We start from the raw sequence: 22,308 nt of genomic DNA, 5'->3' as shown, positions 1-22,308 counted from the left end.
TCGATTTTAATCCGGATAACAAGTTCCTTATTTACGTGCATATACATTACTGGAGACGGGTCAAGACTCCGGCTGTCCTAAGTTGTATGAACGGAGGGAGAGACATGGGCATTGAATCATCCTGGATGTTTGATTTGTTTGGAACCGTCTTTCCGGTTGTATTTGTTCTGATTATAGGTATAGTCCTTCTGTCGATGGGAAAGGAGGTATGGAGGTGGGGACGCAACAACTCGGAGCCGCTATTGACCGTGCCTTCACGAATCACCAGCAGACGGATGAAGATGAGTCAGTCGCAATCTGAACCGGGCAGTACAGCACGAACGTTATACTACGTCACCTTTGAAGTAGAAAGTGGAGATCGGCTTGAATTCAAAGTCAATGGTGAAGAGTATGGTTTGTGCGCCGAGGGGGATGAAGGACGGCTCTCGTTCAAAGGAACGCGTTATGTAGGCTTCGAGCGATATAATCGCGTATATTCTGAACGCCTACGTGGTTAAACTGAGCAGCTTGCGCCAGAAGGGCGTGAGCTTTTTTTGATTATTTGCTGGACAAGCGTTTCTTAATGGGCCTATCGTGTTTTTATATAAGAAGAGGCTTAATGTGGTTATGATCAAAGGATCATTACAATAGAGGAGGCAATCAATATGTCATATACAGATCAGGTCGTTGTTGTAACCGGGGCCGCTCAGGGAATAGGACGGAGTGTGGCTGAGGCTTATGCAGTCGCCGGGGCCAAAGTTGTACTTGCCGACTACCAGGAAGCAGAAGGGGCGGCAGCTGCAGCTTCCATTCGTAATGAAGGCGGAGAAGCCATCTTTGTCCAATGTGATGTTCGGAGCGAGCAGGATATTACGAATCTTTTTCGTACAACCGTGGAAGAATTCAAACAAATTGATGTGTTGGTGAATAATGCAGGACTCGCCAAGTGGAAGTCACCCTATGAGCTGACGCTGGAAGAATGGGACGATGTACTCAATACCAATGTGAGGAGTTGCTTTTTGGCGAGTCGGGAAGCAGCCAAACATATGAAAAGCAATGAACATGGGGGTGCCATTATCAACATGGCTTCTACCCGTGCGCTGATGTCTGAGCCGGATACAGAAGCTTATGCCGCATCCAAAGGAGCGATTGTAGCTCTGACGCATGCGCTGGCGGTCTCACTGGGCAAGGACCAAATTCGGGTCAATTGTATCAGTCCGGGATGGATTGAGACAGGTGACGTGGAGAAATTGAAAAAGGAGGATCATGAACAGCATCCCTCCGGTCGTGTGGGTGTTCCTTCGGATATCTCCCGTGCTTGTTTATATTTGTCTGATCCAAGCAATACCTTTGTCACAGGGACCAACCTCGTTATTGATGGAGGCATGACCCGAAAAATGATATATGAGGACTAGAACCGGGATTGAGCCGGGCGAGCCCTAAGCTGTCCCAACTTAAGAGCAATAAGCCCAAGTTAAGCACTTGGGCTTATTTGTTTTTAATAACTCGGTTGCTATAATTAATGTGATTTTACAACAGTAGAGGAATGGAGGGAGTATATGTTCGGGAAACAATCCCGGAAGGTATTTTGGCTGTTACTGCTGATCGGAGGGATGATAATGATAGGGAATGAGTCTCCTGCTGAAGCTGACGGCGCAGATATACGGGCGGCCTGGGTATGGCAGGCGCAGTCTGTTAGCAACGGAGATGAGCTGTTGGCCAATGCAGCTAAACATAAGATAAACAGGCTGTACGTGAATATAGACATGACGCTGTCCAAAGAGGTATACCAGACGTTTATAGCCAAAGCCAGCCGTGCGGGTATTACGGTTGAAGCACTGGGAGGCGATCCATCCTGGGCACTCAGTGGCCGTGAAGTCCCCATGCTCAGATTAGCGTCGTGGGTAAGTGATTACAATCAAGCTGTTGAGACTAACGAGCAATTTGATGCCATACATCTGGATATCAAACCCTATGTGTTACCGGCCTGGAAAGAGGATGCCAAGCCACTGGTACAATCATGGGTAGCCAATATGAATCTGTTATTTGAGCAAGTGAGACAGGATGGCGCAGTTGCAGTGAATATTGACCTGCCATTTTGGCTGGATTCCTATACCATCACAGGAAATAGAGTTTCTGAGGATGCAGATAACGAACCATTGTCACGTTGGTTCATTGAACGAGTGGAGCATGTTACTTTACTCGCTTACCGTGATAACGCGCAAGGCAACAATGGTATTATACGTTTAATTGAACAGGAAATGAACTGGGCCGATACCAGCAATGTGAGCGTTACGGTTGGGTTGAACACCAAGCCCATGCCTGGCGAGGAGTTCACGACATTTGCCGGTAAAGGTGCAGCACAACTGGAGAGTGTTATTGAAGAAGTTGCCTCCGCATTCAGCGAGCATAGTTCTTACGCAGGTTCTGCTGTACATGACATCGTATACTGGGGACAACTGGAGCCGTCGGAACTGCCATCACCGGAGATTCCATCCAATCAGCCAGAGATTCGGGGAACGTATATCTGGGAGGCCTCTCAGGTGACGCATGACGGGGGAGAGCACATACTAGCGTTTGCTAGAGAGCAGAATATTAACTGGTTGTATGTCCGTTTGGACCTGGATCAACCCTATTCCAGTTACCGCAGTTTTGTGAAACGGGCAAAAGCGCAGGGCATTGAGATCCATGCGATGGGTGGACATCCGATCTGGGGCAAGAAGGAGAATCGTCCACGCATTAAGCGCTTGATTGATTATGTGAAAAACTATAATGCTGAATCCGAGCCGGATGAACGATTTGAAGGCATCCATCTGGATATTGAGCCTTACACATTGCCAGAGTGGGAGAATAGTCGGGACACCCTGTTGACCGAATGGGCTGCCAACATTACATTTTTCCAGGAAGAAACAAAGAAGGACAGTGATCTCGAAACAAGCGCAGACCTTGCTGTATGGCTGGATAGCTTCGCGTTGCCAGGAAAGGATACATCAGTGGCTGAATTTATGATCCGTACACTCGATCATGTGTCGCTGATGGCTTTCCGTAACAACGCCGAAGGTTCCAATGGGATTGCTGCTGTTGTGAGTCAGGAGATGGAGATTGCCGATCGTTTGGGTAAAAGGTTGATGATTTCGGTAGAAATGAAGCAGAACCACGAAGGTCCTCATATTTCTTTTTATGAAAAAGGGGCAACGGAGATGGAGCTTCAGCTTGCCAAGCTTCCGGATCTGTTGGCCGAACATCAGGCTTACCAAGGCAACATTGTCCATGCCTATGATTATTGGATTGAAGCCAAGCCTTGAACAGGCGAGTATTATAAGAAACGAGTTGCTTCGGGACTTCACCTTGGGTGAGGTTCCGGGCTTTTTTTTATGGAAAAAAGATGGAATCGTGTCACCGAATGGGCTCCTGCACAATACGATGTACGGTGATGAACAGCTGAAACAAAGGAGGAAACAGACTATGGCTGTTATTAAAGCCAACTCAGAGGACGTCAAGCTGCTGGCTAGGCTCATGAGGGCAGAGGCTGAAGGTGACGGCGAACAGGGTATGTTGCTTGTAGGCAATGTAGGTGTGAACCGGGTGCTTGTGGATTGTCTGGATTTCAAGGATATTCGCGATATCAATCGTATGGTATTCCAGAATCCAGGAGGCTACGAGTCAACACAGAAGGGGTACTTTTACCAGCGGGCAAGACAGTCCGAGATTCGTCTCGCACAACGGGTGATCAATGGAGAGCGCATCTGGCCAGCGAGCAATTCATTGTGGTTTTTCCGACCTGTGGGCGACTGCCCACCAACGTGGTATAACCAGCCAAATACAGGACGTTTCAAAGCGCATTGTTTCTTCAGTCCGACAGGCGATGACTGTCCGGAAGTATATTAAATTTTGGGAGGAATCACCATGATTAATCAGCCTTATCAACCAACGACTCAAACACTGGGTCAGCAAGCGAATTCTGTGTTGGGTCAACAAGCCAATTCTCAGGTTCAAGGTACGTCTTACAAAATTGGTAACGGAATGCCTGCCATGTCACCAATGCCAGGGATGGTATCACCAAGCTCCACAAGTGTACCCCCACTCGTATCCAGTGGAAGCCCAATGACACCAACGGGTGCAGTGATTACAACAACGGCTCCACAGTTTGAGCAATCATACATTGAGAATATTTTACGTCTGAACCTTGGTAAATTCGGTACATTCTACATGACTTACGAAGGCAACAAAGAATGGAACGCTCGTATTTTCCAAGGTATCATTGAAGCAGCGGGCCGTGACCATATTATCATCAGTGACCCGAAGACAGGAAGACGAATCATGCTGTTGATGGTCAACTTCGACTATGCTACATTTGATGAGCCGTTGTTGTATCAATATCCAGGAGTGGTAGGCAATTACCCGCAAGCTCCAAGCAGATAATCATTGGCCCTCATCATTTTGATTGATAACTGACATGTCTAACACATACTGATTTGCTTCGCTGTCCTGAATGTGGAGGTAATCCGCAGACAGGACAGCTTTTTACATAAACATATATACGAAGGTTACTATAGGTTTAGAGTCATACGTAACCTTTTGGCGATAACATGGCACTTATACATGAATAGAACAAGCAGCATGCTTATATGAAGGGAGTCCATAGCGTTGAATTCATGGATTGAAGGAGCGATGAAGGGCGAAACCGAAGCTTACGCACAACTGATGTCTCAATATCGCGGGATGGCACTTGCTGTTGCCTACAATCGTTTAGGAGATACATTTTGGGCTGAAGATGTCGTACAGGAAGCATTTACTGAAGCCTTTGGCAATCTGTCCAAGCTGGAAGCTCCTGAGGCTTTTCCCGGGTGGTTCAAGGTAATCGTGGAGAGGCAGTGTTATCGCTGGCTAAGACGCAAGCAGCATACCATGATTCCAGTTCAGGAGCTGGAGCATGTATTCCATGAAGAGGATCAGGCGTATGATCCGGAAAAACAAGTGGTGCAAAATGAAATGCATCGTACGCTTCGTGATTCCATTGCAATACTGCCATCATCGATGCGGATTGCTGTTGAACTGTTTTATTTGGAAGGATACTCGCTCAAGGAAATATCGGATTTCCTCGGGGTGAAGGTACCTGCATTAAAGAAAAGACTGTTCGATGCCCGATCCAAACTCAAGCGCTCTATGCCAGTAAGGGATCTGGTCTCTGTATTCAGTGACTTGTATGAAGGGGGAAAAGGATTGTTACACATTATGAATGGGGATCACGCTGCCAATCGTTTAAGAGAGAGTGGAATTCAGGGAGACATCCTGGTATGGAGAGAGTTGTATACGTACGGCCCGGTAGCCAAAGAGATGGGAGATACAAAGAAGCGGAAGAATCGTGCATCCGTCTTAGAGCAGCAGTTGGGCATTCCACAGGCGGAATACTTGAAGATTGAAGAACTTGAACACAAGTTGCAGTCGTTTCAACAATACAAGGAAATTGTCTTATGGTTCGAATACGATCTCTATGATCAGACGATGTTATCGTATCTATTGCATTATTTCAACGGACAAGCGCTCCAGAATACGAAACTGAATCTGCTGTGCATTGACTCGTATCCAGAGATTGAGCACTTTAGAGGACTGGGACAGCTTACCTCCACACAGATTGAACGTCTGTCCGGCAGTTGGCATGTGATTGAGAAAAACGAGTTACAAGCCGGTGCACAGTTCTGGGAAGCCTATACGTCGACTGATTTCCGGCATCATCTGGATTACTTGCAGGCAGACACTTCTGCGCTACCCTTTGTGGAAGCTGCCTTTAAGGCACATTTGTCCCGTCTGCCATCTGTATCGAATGGTCTGGGGCTCATTGAGCAGACAACACTGGAGACCATTAGAGCGGGTGTGGAGCATCCGTATCCATTATTTCGCGAGGTAGGGGACAAGCTGCATATTCTCGGGATGGGTGATCTTGAATACTGGGCCCATCTGAGGCGGATGACAGAAGGACCTCATGCCCTTCTTCAGATGAGCGATGCAACCACTTTCCCTAATTTCAAGCAGCATGATGAAAAATTCCGTGACGTAGTCCTGTCACTAACGGAACTCGGAATTCAGGTGTTGAATGGAGAAGTCGATTGGGCACTGCTGAAGCAGGATGAATTCTGGATCGGCGGATTGCATAACGCAAGCGGGAAACAAGCCAAGTGGCGCTGGAACCCCGTTTCTGAGACGGTAGTGGAGATTGAGTCGACATCGTAATCAACGGATAGAATTTGAGAAAATAACAGTATTACAACAAGAGAGTATCCAGCCATGCGGAAGCATAAGCGAGGGTGCTCTCTTTGGTTTGGTTAGAATTAGTTGTGTTTCTCAAAATGATATTCTCCTTTTTTAATAGTTTTTTGACTAGATGTATACCTGTACAGTAAACTGTATATATTACAGTTTACTGTACAGGTATACACTAAAGTGTAAAGGAGTGAGGTTATGAATCAGTACACTGCAAAGCGTATCTCAGAAATTCTTCAAGAAGATGATACTAAGATGAATCTGAGGACGGTTCGGTACTATACACAAATAGGTATGGTTCCTCCGTTAGAGTTGGTAGGAAATAAAAGAGTGTACACCGATAAACACATTCATTATTTTCGAGCAATTATAACTTTATCAAGAACTGGTGAGAACTTAGCATCCATCCAAGAAAAATTAAATCCTCTTTCTTTAGAGGAAGTGGAAAAAATCGGTCAATTGATGAGTTTATATAGTCCTGACCGTGTCTTGGAAAACGAAACCCTAACAATAACAGATGATGTTTCAATTACATTAAGTCCTCGAGTTTCTGCCGAATTAAAACAGAAGGTAATTGATTCTGTTTCACAGGTTTTAAGGGGGGGGATTTAATGATGCTTAATTTACGGCTGGCTAAAAAAAAGATGGAAAAAGAAGAAGGAATGAATCATTTATGGATTGAGCTCACCCATACCAATAATTTAACTGAAAATGCAATATTACGTATTCACCTCCCAAAAGGTCTTTATCGAGGATTAAATTTGAATGGGAATTTTGAAACAGAAACAGGTGAAATAAAATTAGTGTCACGAGACAAAGACGTATTTATTGAGTTTTACACACAGTCGAGAATAGATTGTGATGAGGCATTGATTAATGTGGAATTATGTTATCAAAGTAGTCATCTAAATTGGAAAGGGATAAAACAGGACATAACAGTTCGCTTTGTAGACGAGGAAGATGTAGATGATGAGCATATCGATCATCAAGTCATTGAACGAGTGATGAAACTCGAAATTAATTCGTCTAGCAAGGCTGGCTCAGATAGTGAATTATTAGTTATCAGACCAAGGACGTATCAAACAAGGGACAGTGAATATGCTTATCTTGAAAAGGACTATCGAATAAACTACTAGTGGAAGGGAGCGCTCAACGTATTTTACGAATGCATAAACTTATTGATAATGTGATATGTAAAGCACAATAACAATGGGCAGGTGATAAAAATGGACCAAGAGGCAATCGAATATTCCGTAGAATTCCAAGATTCTTATGGGATCATATACACTCGAGAATTGAGAGCTGAAAGTATAGCTGAAGCCAAAATTATCATTCAAAATAACTATCCTGATGTTGTAATTCGAGCAGTCACACGTATTACAGATAATGATAAGTGATTAACTCTCTAATGATCTGAAAGTTAATCACTTATCAATACAACTGAGAAAATAGGAAGCATAACGGCGTATTGAGTAAAAATTTTTTACGGGAAACAGCGTAATCGTTACTTTTGTTAAAGAAAAAAGGCGTTTGTGCCATTTCGTTGTCATAGGACACGGATTGACTGTGTAGTGTAGAATTATATAATAAAAGAAGCATATCTTTGTTATTCGACAGAACAAGGTGGAGGTGGAAGCATTGGGAAGTTGAAATTGCATATGAGCGGCAGAATGGCAAATATCCTACATTTTCGAAGGAGGTGGACCTATTTGCCGAAGAATGACGGCGAATAGGATGAAAATTTGAGTGACCCCTTACCGAGTATTTTAAATTTAGTATTAATTGGTTTACTTGTATTAATGAATGGTTTCTTTGTGTCGGCGGAATTCGCGATGGTGAAGGTTCGTGGAAGTCGGATTGAGGCTTTGGTGGAAACAGGTAACAAAAATGCCATCTATGCTTCCAATATCATACGTAATCTGGATGCATATCTGTCAGCTTGCCAACTAGGTATAACTTTGGCTTCATTGGGACTCGGGTGGCTGGGAGAACCGGCAATTGCACATCTGTTAGAGCCCATGTTTACCGCATTTGGACTGGGACCAGTCTACGTTCATGGAATCTCTATTGCCATTGCATTTGTGATCATTACGATCTTGCACATTGTACTGGGAGAACTTGCTCCCAAAACGATGGCGATTCGAAAGTCTGAGACGATCACATTGTGGTCTGCGGCTTTGCTAACGTTCTTCTACAAGTTAATGTATCCATTCATATGGGCACTGAACGGTATGGCTAACGGCTTGTTGAGACTGTTCCGAATGGCACCAGCTTCGGAGATGGACTCCGCACATAGCGAAGATGAAATACGTATTCTGATGAAAGAAAGCAATAAGAGCGGTTTAATTGATAACACTGAATTAGCACTTGTTGATAATATATTTGATTTTACGGATACAACCGCCCGTGAAATTATGATTCCGCGGACGGAAATGATCTGTCTGAACGCCAATGAGTCCATGCTGGAAAATCTGGAGATTGCCAGTGAAAGTATGCGAACAAGGTATCCGGTATATAACGGAGACAAGGATCATATTATCGGCTTTATTCACATCAAGGATCTGATGCGATCCCAACTTACGGATACCATCTCCGTAATCCGGCCCATCCTGGCTGTGCCAGATACCACGCTGATCAGTGATTTGCTCAAGCGTATGCAGCGTAGCAAGACACAGATTGCGATTCTGATTGATGAATACGGCGGAACCTCCGGGCTTGTCACACTTGAAGATATCATGGAAGAGATCGTAGGCGAGATTCAGGATGAATTCGACCATGAGCGTCCTGTCATTGAGCAAGTGGATGAGATGGAATACTCCATTGATGGATTGATGCTGATTGAAGAAGTCAGCGAACGATTCGGACTGGAGATGGATCGTGCCGATTACGATACCATCGGGGGCTGGTTATACTCCAGAGTAGACGCTATTCCACCTGAGGTCGGTCAATCGGTTGAGTATGGGGGGTATGTATTTGTCATTCAAGAGACAGAGCATAAGCGGATTTCCCGAGTGAATGTGATTAAGCTGGAACTGTTGGTTGAAGAAGAAGGCGCGTAGCCGGATCGCAATTGTAACAAATGAAGCTGTATGGTGACGTAATGTCATCGTACAGCTTTTTTGCATGCTCATGATTCTTTGGGTGCATGAATGACAATATCGGCGTAACGATTCTCCGTGACCAAGCTATTCTCGATAGAAATTCGCTTATAAGTGACGTAAACATTCTCTCCCGGAGCCAGATCATGCTGGATATTCAGCTTTTTTTGAGTGGATTGGGTTGTTGTCGGTGTCTTAATGGTGATGATGGCGTACATAGGCGTATCGACAAAAGTAACCTCGTAAGAATTGAAGTCCCCCACCTTAGTGGTGGATAATACCGGAGTTTGCTTATACTGGGTCAGGTGATCATTCACCATGCCAAGTGTTACGGGTAACACATAAAACAGAAGTACCAGAGGCAGAAGGCAGAAAGCAATCCCGAAAACACGAAAAAATTTGACATGGGAAAGGGTTCGTCCGCTCTGCTTGAGGAAAAGAAAAGCAAGGATGGGGGACAGTACAAGTCCCCAGATCATAAAGGGCAATACATAGCGGTCAATCCCCATGCTTATCCAGCTTTCCCGAGCTGTAGCCAAGATATATATTAAGGTCCCTGCGGTAAGTGCACTCACCAAGATAACAAGCCAACGTTTGAACGAGCCGGAAACTTCGATATGTAGTTCATTCGGGTTGGAGCTGTGACGATGCCTTCTGGATTTGGATTGAAATTTACTCAAGTTACCACCTCATTTGCAAATCTGGTTGGTTCATATGGTTTCGTGTATCCATTACCCAATACATACGGGCTGGAATAATTTAGGTTTCAACCATGCTGGAGATGCATGCATAGACAAAAAACGCTGCCGACAGAAACATCGGAGCGTCTAATTTTTTTTGAAACCTGTGACCCGATCCGTCCGTTTATACCCTTACACAAAATCAAGTATGGAAGCGGAGGATGGATCAATATGCGGAAAATGAAAACGAAGAGTGCAGCATCTATGCTAAAAATAACCCTTGTTGCCTTGTTAATGGTGCCAACAATCCTGGCTATACCTACGTCCGAACCAGCCGTTGCAAGCCCGATGGTCAACGTGTCCTCTGGTGCCCTTACACCCCCACCGCCGCCGGAACCATCCATCCATTCGCTTGTTAACACTCGAGAACTTGGACATATCTATCAAGCGGTCGGTGCAGTCATTCCTGGGGGTGGACTATCGGCTATCGTCAATACCAAGACCATGACATATACAGCAATGAAGACACTTTCCGTAGATTATCGACTTGAGCGCTGGACAGGAACAGCATGGGTAACTTTCAAAACCAATTCCAACAATGCAACGAATACAAACTTACTGAATGCCACATCGGATTGGACCGTTATGCCAGGATATTATTATCGGGTTACCAGTATTCATACAGCGTATGATGGAAGTACCATGGAAACAAGCAAACATGTCTCTGGCACCGTGTTATTTTGATCTTATCAACGGGTGCTGCCGGGAAACTTCTGCTCTTGGAAATCGTTGGCAATAGCAGTCATTTCTTCTTCCGAAAGGGTGCCAAACAGACTCATATTGTTGGAACCCATCATCCACTGAAAGGAGTTATAGGGTGGGCCGATATACATCAGTGCTTCCGATCCATCCGCCAGCTTAACGGTGCTCATATCACGAAGCATGGCGCCTTCAATTTTCTCCCCAGGCATGACATAGACATAATCAAACTGGATAATCTCATCCTCTATGCTCTTGCCTTCACTGGTATATTGAACTCTCATTTGTGTGGACTCATAATAATCGTCTGGATTCACAGGGTTTTCAGTATCAAGCACGAGTTCGAATTTAACCTTGTTGAATCTCTCGGGAATGGCATTGGATAACAGAAAGTCACCCATGAACCCTTCGCGTGCGATCTCTTCCGTAACAAGTACTGGACGAAGCAGGTGGCTCGATAACTCATACGAAGGTGTATTAAGAGCTTCTTCTTCCTGTACTTTAAGAATGTCGTCTAAGCTGGTTTCCGGTGGTGGAGGTGTTTTGGCTGTTGACGGATCAGCCCCCAGATGGGTCGTGCGATCCTCGATGATAATGGATTTCATGCCATTGCCCCAATCCTTGATGGATTGCACAAAAGGGGATACCGCTTGCGTACCGGACGGCAGGCTGAAAATAACGGCTCCGATGGTCACGGACGCTGCTACGACAACTGAAAGTCGTAAGGTACGAATTCTTTTTTTGCGTAAACCGATTCTGTTAATTTCCCTGTGTACCTTCTGCCAGGATTGCTGCATGGATTCGGTATGGGAGGCGGAAGGGGCAGAGACGGCCTGATGGAAAGCTTCATCAAAAGCCAGGTCAAACGCAGCGTCGAAATATTCGTCTTCCAGCTCTGAATCGAATGGCTCTACGTGCTTATCGGACTTGCCTTTGCTCAATGCTTCCACCCCATTCCTTATGTAATTTCTTCTTGATACTGCCACGGGCTCTGAACAAACGTTGTTTCACAATGTCTTCGGAGGTATCCAGCAGTTCGGCCATCTCTCGGTAAGAGAGACCTTTTTTCCACCGTAACTCCACCAGTACACGGTATTCCGGTTTGAGCTGTCCGAGATAATATTCAATGGACTCTTCCATCATCTGCGTTTCTACCATGCTTTCCACGGAAGCTGCCGTCTGATTCATCGTCTCCATATCTATAAAAACACTATCCGTATCCAATTGGTTACGGTTATTTTTATTTTTTCTCAGATAATTAATAGCTGTGTTCCGTGTGACAACCTTGAGCCAGGCTTTCAGTTTGACCTCGTCTTCAAAGATGGGTTTGTTTTTAATGATTTTGATAAAAGCTTCCTGAATAATATCTTCTGCTGCAGCACGCTCCTTGATGATATAAACGATAAGACCATGTACCATATTATAATATTCATAATACACTTCTTCTTGAAGTGCAGAGCCTAAATTATGGAAATCTGAGGCTAGTAATAACTGGAGCCGATTGGCCATGATGTTCTCCTTTCTGGTGAACAATCCACAAACATTGGTATCATTACATTTTACAACATAATATGGAAACGATACAATGGGATGTTGGTCCGGGAAAAACCAGATGAGAGAAGTGTGTATAACATGCGGGAAAGTTTGCTTAAGATTAATAAAAGGCCGTCTCGCCAACCATGAAAAAATGGTTGCAAGACAGCCTTTTCGACTGTTCAGAGAAAATACATTAAGGGAGATAACTCTCCGTAATCAGTTAGAATGCCCAGTCTCCCTTAAGGAAGATAGCTTCACGTTCGCCGTTTGCCGTGATACCGTAGATGTCCGTCTCGGGTGAGCCCATCATGAAGTCCACATGGGTGATGCTGGTGTTCATGCCACGGGCTGCAAGCTCTTCAGGAGACATCGATTTGCCACCTTCGATATTGAATGCATAGGAACTGCCAATCGCAAGATGGCAAGACGCATTTTCATCATACAATGTAGTGTAATACAGGATGCCACTCTCAGAGATCGGTGAATGGAAGGGAACCAAAGCGACTTCGCCGAGGTAATGAGAGCCTTCATCCATGGAAATGAGTCTTTCCAGCGTATCCTGCCCTTCTTCAGCATGAAAATCAATGATACGTCCGTTCTCAAATGTGAGTGAAAAACGATCAATGATACTGCCGCCATAACTGAGTGGTTTGGTGCTGGACACCTTGCCGTTAACACCGTGCTTGGCTGGAGCAGTGAATACTTCCTCTGTCGGGATATTGGCGACAAAAGGGGTGCCTTGCTCATTCACGCTACCAGCCTGCGCCCAGATATGACCTTCTGGAAGCTCGACAGTAAGATCCGTCCCTGGGGAGAGGAAGTGCAATGCTTGATACTTCTTGTTGTTCAGGGCAACGGCTTTGGTCTCCAGTCGTTCAATATGCTGTTCCCAAGCCGCTACAGGGTCCTCCAGATCGGCTCTCACCGCAGCAAAAATGGCTTCCCACAGCTGGCTAACCTGCTCGGCTGCCGGGAGATCCGGAAATACTTTGGCTGCCCAATCGGGGGAAGGACAAGCCACACCCGTCCAGCTCATTTTATCCGCCTGTTGATACTGACGGTACTTGGCCATAGCCTGACCAAATGTACGCTGATGGGTCGAGATCCGCTCCGGGTCAATCCCTTTCATCAGGTCTGGGCTGGATGACAATACGGTCAGAAAGGCTGCATTATTGGCCGCCAGTTCTTCAAGCTCCGCTGCATGCCATTTCGGCGGCTCTTGGAAGGATTCCTCAGGGGCCATCTCAAACCGCAATCGATTGACGGTTTCATCTCCGTATTTTACAATCACCTGCTTGGCGCCAGCTTCATATCCCTTACGTACCAGCAAACGTACGAATTCAGCGGTATCAATCATCGCAGAGATGACAAATACTTGTCCTGGTTGCACGTTAGCACCTACTCTTACAGCCAGTTCAGCGTAACGATCCAGTTTTTGTTCAAAACTTAACATATGAGTTCCCTCCAATTGTTGAATTTTCGACCTGTTGACGCAGGAAAAGAGAGGAGTAATCTCCTCTCTCCTAAATCACATCAAACGGTTATTAAAATGCCCAGTTTCCTTGCAGGAAGATCGGCTCTTCCGCGCCTTCGGAGGTCACACCGTGGATGTTCATTTCTCCGGATCCAATCATGAAGTCTACATGAGTGAGACTGGAGTTCATGCCACGTTCAATCAGCTCTTCTTTGGACATCGTTTTACCACCTTCCAGACAGAAGGCATAGGCATTACCAATCGCCAAATGGTTGGAGGCATTTTCATCAAAGAGTGTATTGTAGAACAAAATATTCGTATCCGAAATTGGGGACTGATGTGGAACGAGAGCAACTTCACCCAGATAGTGTGCACCTTCATCCATCTCGATCAGGTTTTTGAGTGCATCGAGACCTTGATCAGCGGTGTAATCTACGATTCGACCGTTCTCAAACGTAAGGGAGAATCCGTCAATCAGGTTGCCACCGTAGCTCAGTGGTTTCGTGCTGCGCACTGTACCGTTAACACCTGTTTTCAGCGGAGCCGTGAATACTTCTTCGGTAGGCATATTGGCAATAAAGACATGTCCTTGCTCATTCACACTTCCACCGGATACCCAGATATGGCCTTCTGGAAGTTCAATGGTCAAGTCTGTGCCTGGAGCTGTATAGTGAAGTTTTTTGTATTTCTTGTTGTTCAGCAGATCAGCGCGGGAATCCAGGTTTTGCAAATGGGTTTTCCATTCGGCAACAGCATCCTGCTCACCGATCCGTACCGTTTTGAAAATGACGTCCCACAGGCGATCCACTTGCTGTGCTTCTGGAAGATCCGGGAACACTTTAGCTGCCCATTCCGGAGAAGGAACGGCCACGATAGACCAGCTGAATTTGTCAGCCATCTGATAAGCACGATATTTTTCGAGCGCTTTGCCGCGCACTTTTTGGCTGGTAATAATGCGTTCCTGCGCTACACCGTTCAGCAGATCCGGATTTTCAGCGATGACGTGCAGAATAGCGGCACCTTCTTCAACGAGTTCAGTCATTTCAGCTGCAAACCATTTCGGTTCAATGGAGAAGGCTTCATCAGGTGCAAGATCGTAATGAAGACGTGTAACGGTTTCATCGCTCCAGTTTACTTTGACCAATTTCGCACCTTTACCGTAAGCTGCTTTGACAATCAGTCGTACAAAATGTGCTGCCGAGATTGGAGCGTTAACCACGAGTGTCTGTCCAGGATGGACATTGACACCGACTTGTACAGCCAGTTCAGCATATTGCTGCAGATTCGTTTCAAAAGTATTCATGCTATTTTTTCCTCCAATGTGATAATAATATCGTAGCTTGTTGGCTATTATAGACCTCATTACAACTATGTAAGGACTCAGAATGGTTCCTTCATTGAATAAGGTATACGTTGCTACGTTATATATTGTACAATTAACCAATAATAATTACCAAACTAGGTTTACCAGAAATGTTGGAGACCGACTGTAGATGAAAGATTAAAGGAGAGAATGATTGTGAATATTGAAATTATAAGTGCTGAAATGCGCCGTGAAGGTGAAAAAGGATACGTGGGAAATACCGTTTACCGCACAGAAGGCGAAAAGTCAGTATATGAGATTACCTTCATGAGCAAGAACGGAAAAGATTGGGACTATAGCTTGCATTTCACGGAGCAATCCGGTGATGAAGAAGAGTTACTGCGTATGGACGAGTTGCTTGAAAATGATGACGATCTGTACAATCAATTGCTCGATGCTGCTTTGGAGGCATTTCCGGCTTAACTAGCCGAGATGTTCTTGTTCTATTGTGTTGTGTCGATGACTATACTAGACGGTGTATGCCCGAAACAGGGTGTATACCGTCTATTTTATTGGAAATGTTGAATAGATGATCCAGAAAAGGGAAGTCTACGAGATGAATGGAACCAGAGAGACAATCCGCCTAATGGGAGGTAACCGTGAATGGCATCTGACAATCTGATTACAGAAGGGTTGACGGGACTTGAAGAAGTCGCGCCCGATATTCTCAGTCTACGTACACTATTCGTTAATGTCGTGTTCATCGGAGAGCCAGGAAGCAGGAACTGGGTCCTCGTGGACACCGGAATGGCGAGGTTCACAGATCATATTGTTCAGGTTGCAACAGAACGATTTCAAGGTCCGCCGTCTGCGATCATATTGACGCATGGTCACTTCGACCATGTAGGAACCGTTATTGAGCTGGAACAATTCTGGGGTGTGCCAGTGTATGCTCATCCGCTTGAAATTCCGTATTTAACAGGATTAAAAGATTACCCGCCAGCGGACCCTTCTGTAGGTGGAGGTTTAATGTCCAGGTTGTCATTCGCATATCCCAATGAGGCGATCAATCTGGATGATCGGATATTCAGTCTACCCAAAGATCATTCCGTTCCAGGTCTATCAGGATGGGAGTGGGTGCACACGCCAGGTCATACGCCTGGACATGTGTCGCTCTTTCGAGAAGCAGACCGTTTGTTAATTGCGGGAGACGCAATCATCACAGTGAAGCAGGAGTCGCTGTGGAGTGTATTGCTTCAGGACAAACAGTTGCATGGTCCACCTTCCTATTTTACAACCGATTGGCAGGCTGCTCATCAATCTGTCCAGCATATAAGGCATCTGGAGCCGAAACTTGCAATTACCGGGCATGGGCATGCCTTGAGCGGAGATATGCTGAGTGAATCCTTGAAGCGGCTTGATCTGGACTTTGAAGAGAGCACTGTGCCGGATCATGGCAAATATGTGGATTAATTGAACCATCCTATGAAAGACAGCAGAGACAGCCGTAACGTATTGCAGCTGTCTTTTTCCTGTCTTTTTTGTCTTTCTATTATGAATTTGTTCTCTATCATAGATTGGTATTTTGCGCTCGGGCATGATATAGTCGAGCCGTATAATATAACCTTAGTATGCAGGAGGTACATATAACGATGACACAGCAAGATGCAGCATTTGAAGAACAATTTGGAGGGATACCAGCCATTTGGCTTCGTTTTAATCAGTTTGAAGCGGCAGTTATTCCAAGCGTGGGTGCCAACCTCGTTGCTTTTCGTGATACAGAAAAGGGTTTTCGTTACTTGAGAGAGCCGAATCAGGATCAGATGGATGAATTTATGGCAGCACCTGCGGTTTATGGAATTCCGATTCTTTCTCCACCGAACCGTTATGAGGATGGACGTTTCCCTTGGAATGGTAAAGTTTATCAGTTGCCTGTGAACGAACCCGCTACAGGTAACCATTTGCATGGATTTTTGCATGATGCCGAGTGGAAGGTTGAAGGATACGGTTCTGATCAGCTGGAGAGTTATGTGTTGCTTAGCCAGGACGTGAAAGAAGGACATACATTCCATCAGTACCTGCCTTTTACGTTCACAGTGACGCTTCGTTACTCTTTGAGCAGCCAAGGACTTCAGCAACAATTGATCGTCCGCAACAACGGGACTGAATATATGCCGAATTTGTTTGCATTCCACACGGCGATTGCTGTACCTTTTGCACCGGACAGTCAGGCCTCGGATTACACGGCCAAAGTTACAATTGGACAACGTCGTGAATTGAATGAGCGATCTCTGCCAACAGGACAATTTCAACCGCTTACACCTGAGGAAGAACAATTGAAAAAAGACGGGGTTAGTCCGTTCTTTGCTGCCATGGATAATCATTACACTGCGGAGCCGCAGAATGGACGTAACTATATGGAACTTACGGATCACCGTACTGGAGACAAACTGGTATACGATGTGGGTACTTCGTACAAACACTGGATGATCTGGAACAATAACATGGGTGGCGAATTCTTCTGTCCTGAACCACAGATGAACTTGGTTAACGCTCCTAATGTTGAAGGCATACCTGCAGAAGAAATCGGATTGATCGGTTTGGAACCAGGTGAACTATTCGAACAGAGCAGCCGATTGTATCCAATTGCGTCACAAAAATAATTCACGCTCATTTTGCGCTACGCTTACAATTTTGTCGAAAAGGTGAAAACCTGCTCACAAATCATGTATAATATGACGAGATACACAAGCTTTGTAGAGACCCAAACCATTTTTTTGGAGGAGGACAAGCAAGTGGAATACCGCATTGAGAGAGATACGTTAGGCGAAATGAAAGTACCAGCCGACAGGCTGTGGGGAGCTCAGACGCAGCGTAGCAAGGAAAACTTCCCGATTGGCAGTGAACATATGCCGATGGAAGTTATCCGTGCCCTTGCCATTTTGAAAAAAAGTGCTGCGGCTAGTAACCATAAATTAGGTAAATTATCTGCGGCTAAGTCCGATGCTATTGCTTATGCAGCAGACGAGATTATTGCAGGCCGAATTGATGACCATTTCCCACTGGTAGTATGGCAGACGGGAAGCGGAACACAATCCAATATGAACGTGAATGAAGTGATTGCCAATCTGGGGAACCAACTGCTGGAGCAAAAGGGCAAGGAAGAGCGTCTGCATCCAAATGATGACGTGAATATGTCTCAGAGCTCCAACGATACATTCCCAACGGCTCTGCATGTCGCAGGTGTTCTTGCTGTTGAGGATCAACTCTTGCCCGCCATTGCGGTATTAAAAGCTACTTTTGCAGACAAGTCTGAGGCATTCAAGGATATTATCAAGATTGGACGTACCCACCTCCAGGATGCAACACCAATTACGCTTGGTCAAGAGATCAGTGGTTGGGAAGCCATGCTGGGCAAGAGTGAGCGCATGATCCGTGAAAGTGTACAGTATCTGAAGGAGCTTGCGATTGGCGGTACAGCTGTCGGAACGGGCATTAATGCGCATCCGGACTTTGGGGACTTCACTGCCAAGGAGATTGGCAAACATACGGGGAAAGATTTTGTATCTGCACCAAACAAATTCCACGCACTTACAAGTCATGATGAAGTTGTATATGCACACGGTGCGGTTAAAGCGCTTGCAGCTGATTTGATGAAAATTGCCAATGATGTTCGCTGGTTAGCCAGTGGTCCTCGTAGTGGATTGGGCGAGATCCGTATTCCGGAAAATGAGCCAGGCAGCTCCATTATGCCGGGTAAAGTCAACCCAACTCAGAGCGAGGCCATTACTATGGTGGTTACGCAGGTCATGGGTAATGATGCAGCGATTGGTTTCGCGGCAAGTCAGGGTAATTTTGAGCTGAATGTATTCAAACCGGTTATCATCTATAACTTCCTGCAATCCGTGCAACTCCTGGCGGACTCCATTATTGCGTTTAATGACAAGTGTGCCGTAGGCATCGAGCCTAACCTGGATCAGATTGAACATAATCTGAACAACTCGCTTATGCTGGTTACAGCGCTTAATCCGCATATTGGTTATGAGAATGCAGCCAAAATTGCGAAGCTTGCGCATAAAGAAGGCTTGTCTTTGAAACAGGCGACGTTACAAACGGGCCTGCTTACCGAAGAGCAATTTGATCAATATGTCGATCCGGCCAAAATGATCGCTCCAAAGGCCTAAAATCAGCCCAAATGAGCAATATAGATCACTGAAGAGGACGACCTGCACAAGCAGGTCGTTTTTCTAATGCAAATCGATGAACTTAAAGCTTGTCAGGCTATACGTATACATATAAACTACATATGCACCAGTTTTAATTTAATTATGGGATTCGTATATATTTGGAGGTTTCCGCGTTGTCAAAAACGAGAAGATTTACGATACGCTCCAAAATTTTATTGGGCTATCTTGTGGTTGTGCTTTTGTTTGGAGCTGTTCTGCTAGTGCTTACGGCCCAAATTAATGTGTTACAGAAGGAAAATGATTTTATCTCCCATCATGATCTGGAAGTACATAATCTGACCAACGCGATTGAAAAAAATGTCTTGAACATGGAGACAGGACAGCGTGGATTCATGATTACAGGCAATGAAAGTTACCTGGAGCCTTATTCCCAAGGCATATCCCAGTGGAGTTCCAACTATGATCAGCTGAATGCTCTCATTAGTGATAACCCTTCACAGCAGCAGAGTCTGGAGAATATCAAAGCTCATATTACACGCTGGATTGAGATTGCTGGGGAGCCGTCGGTGGACTTGAAAAAGCAAGGGGATCAAGCAAAAGTTGTTGCATTTTTTGAATCTGATCCGGGTAAAACTGAAATTGATCTACTGCGCTCGCAACTTACAACCTTCCGTAACACAGAGATCGCTCTGACCGAGGCGAGGGTTACTGAACTTGCCAGACGCAGTTCCACACTGCTGACGATTATGTACACGCTGTGGGGTATTATCGCAGCATTATCCATTGCAGCCGCGATTGTGATATCAGGAAATATCGTCAAAACGTTGCGAGATGTTATGCAAACCATAAGTGATATCTCCAAAGGTGGAAACCTGAAGCAGCGAATTCAGGTTCGAACACATGATGAAGTGGGAGACCTGGGCCACGAAACCAACAAATTACTGGATGAAGTACAGGAACAGAATCGGGTCAAGGACCAGATCACAGGGATTGCCACACTTTTACAGAACCCGACCAATCTGGGGGGATTGTCTCGCTTGTTCCTGAACGAGCTTGCCATGTTGTTTGAAGTTCCATATAGCGTCTTATATTACTGGAAAGACAATCGACTGCTGCGCCTGGCTTCATATGCTGGGGATGGAGAGAAAGAACGTTCGCTCGGTAAAGTGTCGCTTGCCCCGGGTGAGGGGCTTGTAGGTCAAAGTGCTGTGGAGAAGCGAGTTCTACGCATGAATGATCTGCCCCAGAACTATATCCGAATCTCTTCGGGTCTCGGGTATACATCTGCCACATCACTTACTGTAGTCCCGGTCCTGTTCGAAGGCAGAACGATTGCGGTAATCGAGCTTGCTTCAATGAAGCCGTTGCAAGAGAATGATATGAAGCTGATGCAGGAACTGACGGATATTTTTGGTGTTTCACTACACTCGACCGTCACTCGCATGGAATTACAGCAATTATATGATGAGTCACAAGTTCTGAATGAAGAATTACAGGCACAATCGGAGAAACTTCAGGCTCAGACCGAAGAGATGTTGTCTCAGACGGAGGAACTGCAAATGCAGACCGAAGAGCTCCATATGCTTAATGATCGCCTGGAAATACAGAAGAGTGCTGCTGAGACATCAGCCAATGAACTTGCGGTTGTGGCAGATCAGTTACGAACAAGCTCAGGGTACAAATCCGAATTCTTGGCGAACATGTCCCATGAACTGCGGACACCGCTTAACAGCATGTTGATTTTATCCGAAATATTGTCTGAGAATAAAAACCAGCACTTGAATAGTGAGGAGCAGAACTATGCTTCAGTCATTCACAAATCAGGTAAAGACCTGCTGAATCTGATCAATGATATTCTGGATCTATCCAAAGTGGAAGCCGGACAAATGGAAGTGGATTTCGATGATGTCTATCTGGGCAGTGTTCCTGAAGTCATGAACCAGTATTTCCTGAAAACAGCGGAACAGAAAAAAATAGATTTCCGGATTCAGCTCCAAAGTCCTTTGCCGGAAACAATCGTGACAGATGAGATGAGATTGCACCAAATTCTTCGAAATCTGCTCTCTAACGCATTTAAGTTCACCAGTGAGGGTGAAGTTGCCTTAACGATCTCCAGCATGAGTCTAACTCATCCGGTAGCCAAAGACCAAGAGACCGACGTGTTTGCTTTCTCCGTCAGTGATACAGGGATTGGCATTGCGGATAACAAACTTCTACAGATCTTTGATGCATTCAAACAGGCGGACGGAGCAACAGCTCGTAAATATGGGGGGACAGGACTCGGCTTGTCCATCTCTCAATCGCTTGCGACTCTGCTGGGAGGTTCTATCTCAGCGACAAGCCGTGAAGGGCATGGCAGTGTATTCACGCTGTTCCTGCCACTGAGAATGGATGAGCCTGAGACCATGCACACATCCCGGTTGTTCCTGAATGAGGTGGCTAGCACCACTCCGGAGATCAACAAACTCCCTTCATTGACCACAGCTCCATCGGATGTGTTATTAACACCTCTGGAAGAAGCGTTGCTCAGCGGACGCCAAGTGCTTGTCGTTGATGATGATATTCGAAATGTATACGCACTAGCTAACGCTCTTGAGCAATACGGCATGCATGTTATTTCAGCGCAGAACGGATACGAGTGTCTGGAACTGTTGGAACGCGGAGGAGTAACGCCTGATCTCATCATGATGGATATCATGATGCCGGAACTGGATGGTTATGAGACCACTCGACAGATCCGTGAACGACTTGGGATGACCCAGCTTCCGATTATTGCGCTAACAGCCAAGGCCATGAAAGAGGATCGGGAAAAATGTATTGCAGCAGGTGCTTCGGACTATCTCAGCAAACCACTGAACATCAAAGAAGTATTATCCCGCATGAAATTATGGATGAATCACGAAACATTGGAGATCTGATCGTAGTTGAACTAAAAGTTATTTACACTGACACTATGATGACAGAACAACCCTCCAATCGCTGTTATCCCCAGATTTTTTCGATCCCTTTTTCAAAGGGGAAAATCCGGGGA

General features: G+C 45.5%; 20 protein-coding genes. 15 read left to right on the top strand and 5 right to left on the bottom strand.

Annotation, left to right across the window (positions count from 1 at the left end; all coding sequences use genetic code 11):
* Positions 1 to 104 precede the first annotated feature (104 nt).
* From MHB43_RS18440 to MHB43_RS18400, 9 genes are all read left to right on the top strand, one after another.
* Positions 105 to 497, top strand: a complete 393-nt coding sequence (locus tag MHB43_RS18440; RefSeq protein ID WP_017688132.1) for a DUF2500 domain-containing protein — start codon at positions 105 to 107, stop codon at positions 495 to 497.
* A gap of 147 nt (positions 498 to 644) precedes the next feature.
* Positions 645 to 1,394 carry a glucose 1-dehydrogenase gene (locus tag MHB43_RS18435; RefSeq protein WP_076217071.1) on the top strand — a complete coding sequence of 250 codons (750 nt, stop codon included), beginning with the start codon at positions 645 to 647 and terminating at the stop codon, positions 1,392 to 1,394.
* Between the two features lie 204 nt (positions 1,395 to 1,598).
* Positions 1,599 to 3,284 (top strand): hypothetical protein, encoded by a 1,686-nt coding sequence (locus MHB43_RS18430; RefSeq protein ID WP_339177032.1) that lies wholly within the window; start codon positions 1,599 to 1,601, stop codon positions 3,282 to 3,284.
* A 160-nt stretch (positions 3,285 to 3,444) separates the two neighbouring features.
* Positions 3,445 to 3,867: a cell wall hydrolase gene (locus MHB43_RS18425; protein ID WP_221821779.1), complete on the top strand. Its 423-nt coding sequence runs from the start codon at positions 3,445 to 3,447 to the stop codon at positions 3,865 to 3,867.
* 75 nt (positions 3,868 to 3,942) lie between these two features.
* Positions 3,943 to 4,401, top strand: coding sequence for a spore coat protein GerQ (gene gerQ / locus MHB43_RS18420; protein WP_076217085.1), 459 nt, complete (start codon positions 3,943 to 3,945; stop codon positions 4,399 to 4,401).
* Between the two features lie 225 nt (positions 4,402 to 4,626).
* On the top strand, positions 4,627 to 6,210 hold the full coding sequence (locus tag MHB43_RS18415) for a sigma-70 family RNA polymerase sigma factor (RefSeq protein ID WP_339177031.1): 1,584 nt from the start codon (positions 4,627 to 4,629) through the stop codon (positions 6,208 to 6,210).
* Positions 6,211 to 6,438: 228 nt separating this feature from the next.
* Positions 6,439 to 6,852, top strand: coding sequence for a MerR family transcriptional regulator (locus tag MHB43_RS18410; RefSeq protein WP_339177030.1), 414 nt, complete (start codon positions 6,439 to 6,441; stop codon positions 6,850 to 6,852).
* Positions 6,852 to 7,376 (top strand): hypothetical protein, encoded by a 525-nt coding sequence (locus MHB43_RS18405; protein ID WP_339177029.1) that lies wholly within the window; start codon positions 6,852 to 6,854, stop codon positions 7,374 to 7,376. Before MHB43_RS18410 ends, MHB43_RS18405 begins: the two co-directional genes overlap by 1 nt.
* 606 nt (positions 7,377 to 7,982) lie before the next feature.
* Entirely contained in the window at positions 7,983 to 9,299 is a 1,317-nt protein-coding gene (locus tag MHB43_RS18400; RefSeq protein ID WP_221821572.1) for a hemolysin family protein, read from the top strand.
* A gap of 68 nt (positions 9,300 to 9,367) precedes the next feature.
* Here the strand turns inward: MHB43_RS18400 and MHB43_RS18395 are convergent, their stop codons facing one another.
* Complete coding sequence (locus MHB43_RS18395; protein ID WP_339177028.1) at positions 9,368 to 10,018, bottom strand: hypothetical protein; 651 nt, start codon at positions 10,016 to 10,018, stop codon at positions 9,368 to 9,370.
* A gap of 231 nt (positions 10,019 to 10,249) precedes the next feature.
* Between MHB43_RS18395 and MHB43_RS18390 the strand changes: the two genes are divergently transcribed.
* Positions 10,250 to 10,762 (top strand): hypothetical protein, encoded by a 513-nt coding sequence (locus tag MHB43_RS18390; RefSeq protein ID WP_339177026.1) that lies wholly within the window; start codon positions 10,250 to 10,252, stop codon positions 10,760 to 10,762.
* Between the two features lie 5 nt (positions 10,763 to 10,767).
* On the opposite strand, the gene MHB43_RS18385 is transcribed toward MHB43_RS18390, so the two are convergent.
* The 4 genes from MHB43_RS18385 to MHB43_RS18370 all read right to left on the bottom strand — a co-directional run bounded on the left by MHB43_RS18385 (position 10,768) and on the right by MHB43_RS18370 (position 15,090).
* Positions 10,768 to 11,718: a hypothetical protein gene (locus MHB43_RS18385; RefSeq protein ID WP_221821569.1), complete on the bottom strand. Its 951-nt coding sequence runs from the start codon at positions 11,716 to 11,718 to the stop codon at positions 10,768 to 10,770.
* Positions 11,696 to 12,286, bottom strand: coding sequence for an RNA polymerase sigma factor (locus MHB43_RS18380; RefSeq protein WP_074095416.1), 591 nt, complete (start codon positions 12,284 to 12,286; stop codon positions 11,696 to 11,698). The genes MHB43_RS18385 and MHB43_RS18380 overlap by 23 nt, the downstream gene beginning before the upstream one ends.
* Before the next feature lie 247 nt (positions 12,287 to 12,533).
* Positions 12,534 to 13,766 (bottom strand): aminopeptidase, encoded by a 1,233-nt coding sequence (locus tag MHB43_RS18375; RefSeq protein ID WP_339177025.1) that lies wholly within the window; start codon positions 13,764 to 13,766, stop codon positions 12,534 to 12,536.
* A 91-nt stretch (positions 13,767 to 13,857) separates the two neighbouring features.
* Positions 13,858 to 15,090 carry an aminopeptidase gene (locus MHB43_RS18370; RefSeq protein WP_221821567.1) on the bottom strand — a complete coding sequence of 411 codons (1,233 nt, stop codon included), beginning with the start codon at positions 15,088 to 15,090 and terminating at the stop codon, positions 13,858 to 13,860.
* A gap of 210 nt (positions 15,091 to 15,300) precedes the next feature.
* On the opposite strand from MHB43_RS18370, the gene MHB43_RS18365 reads away from it, so the two are divergent.
* From MHB43_RS18365 to MHB43_RS18345, 5 genes are all read left to right on the top strand, one after another.
* Positions 15,301 to 15,573, top strand: coding sequence for a hypothetical protein (locus MHB43_RS18365; RefSeq protein WP_047843332.1), 273 nt, complete (start codon positions 15,301 to 15,303; stop codon positions 15,571 to 15,573).
* Positions 15,574 to 15,753: 180 nt separating this feature from the next.
* Positions 15,754 to 16,563, top strand: coding sequence for an MBL fold metallo-hydrolase (locus MHB43_RS18360; RefSeq protein ID WP_036673769.1), 810 nt, complete (start codon positions 15,754 to 15,756; stop codon positions 16,561 to 16,563).
* A 179-nt stretch (positions 16,564 to 16,742) separates the two neighbouring features.
* Positions 16,743 to 17,753 (top strand): aldose 1-epimerase, encoded by a 1,011-nt coding sequence (locus MHB43_RS18355; protein WP_339177023.1) that lies wholly within the window; start codon positions 16,743 to 16,745, stop codon positions 17,751 to 17,753.
* A gap of 132 nt (positions 17,754 to 17,885) precedes the next feature.
* Positions 17,886 to 19,274, top strand: a complete 1,389-nt coding sequence (fumC, locus tag MHB43_RS18350; RefSeq protein ID WP_074095411.1) for a class II fumarate hydratase — start codon at positions 17,886 to 17,888, stop codon at positions 19,272 to 19,274.
* 176 nt (positions 19,275 to 19,450) lie between these two features.
* A complete protein-coding gene (locus MHB43_RS18345) occupies positions 19,451 to 22,195 on the top strand; it encodes a CHASE3 domain-containing protein (RefSeq protein ID WP_405117683.1) in 2,745 nt (914 codons plus the stop codon).
* The last annotated feature ends 113 nt before the right edge of the window (positions 22,196 to 22,308 follow it).

The sequence above is a fragment of the Paenibacillus sp. FSL H8-0317 genome (assembly GCF_045040685.1).
In the GTDB taxonomy this organism is placed as follows: Bacteria; Bacillota; Bacilli; order Paenibacillales; family Paenibacillaceae; genus Paenibacillus.
The sequence above is the reverse complement of the archived record's forward strand: the minus strand, read 5'-3'. Positions and strand labels throughout refer to the sequence as shown.

Bases quoted from the DNA above. Each gene is read 5' to 3' on its own strand.
- MHB43_RS18440 (WP_017688132.1), top strand. From the start codon at position 105: ATGGGCATTGAATCATCCTGGATGTTTGATTTGTTTGGAACCGTCTTT.
- MHB43_RS18435 (WP_076217071.1), top strand. From the start codon at position 645: ATGTCATATACAGATCAGGTCGTTGTTGTAACCGGGGCCGCTCAGGGA.
- MHB43_RS18380 (WP_074095416.1), bottom strand. From the start codon at position 12,286: ATGGCCAATCGGCTCCAGTTATTACTAGCCTCAGATTTCCATAATTTA.
- MHB43_RS18360 (WP_036673769.1), top strand. From the start codon at position 15,754: ATGGCATCTGACAATCTGATTACAGAAGGGTTGACGGGACTTGAAGAA.
- MHB43_RS18405 (WP_339177029.1), top strand. From the start codon at position 6,852: ATGATGCTTAATTTACGGCTGGCTAAAAAAAAGATGGAAAAAGAAGAA.
- MHB43_RS18370 (WP_221821567.1), bottom strand. From the start codon at position 15,090: ATGAATACTTTTGAAACGAATCTGCAGCAATATGCTGAACTGGCTGTA.
- MHB43_RS18365 (WP_047843332.1), top strand. From the start codon at position 15,301: ATGATTGTGAATATTGAAATTATAAGTGCTGAAATGCGCCGTGAAGGT.
- MHB43_RS18355 (WP_339177023.1), top strand. From the start codon at position 16,743: ATGACACAGCAAGATGCAGCATTTGAAGAACAATTTGGAGGGATACCA.
- MHB43_RS18425 (WP_221821779.1), top strand. From the start codon at position 3,445: ATGGCTGTTATTAAAGCCAACTCAGAGGACGTCAAGCTGCTGGCTAGG.
- MHB43_RS18430 (WP_339177032.1), top strand. From the start codon at position 1,599: ATGATAGGGAATGAGTCTCCTGCTGAAGCTGACGGCGCAGATATACGG.
- MHB43_RS18375 (WP_339177025.1), bottom strand. From the start codon at position 13,766: ATGTTAAGTTTTGAACAAAAACTGGATCGTTACGCTGAACTGGCTGTA.
- MHB43_RS18390 (WP_339177026.1), top strand. From the start codon at position 10,250: ATGCGGAAAATGAAAACGAAGAGTGCAGCATCTATGCTAAAAATAACC.
- MHB43_RS18410 (WP_339177030.1), top strand. From the start codon at position 6,439: ATGAATCAGTACACTGCAAAGCGTATCTCAGAAATTCTTCAAGAAGAT.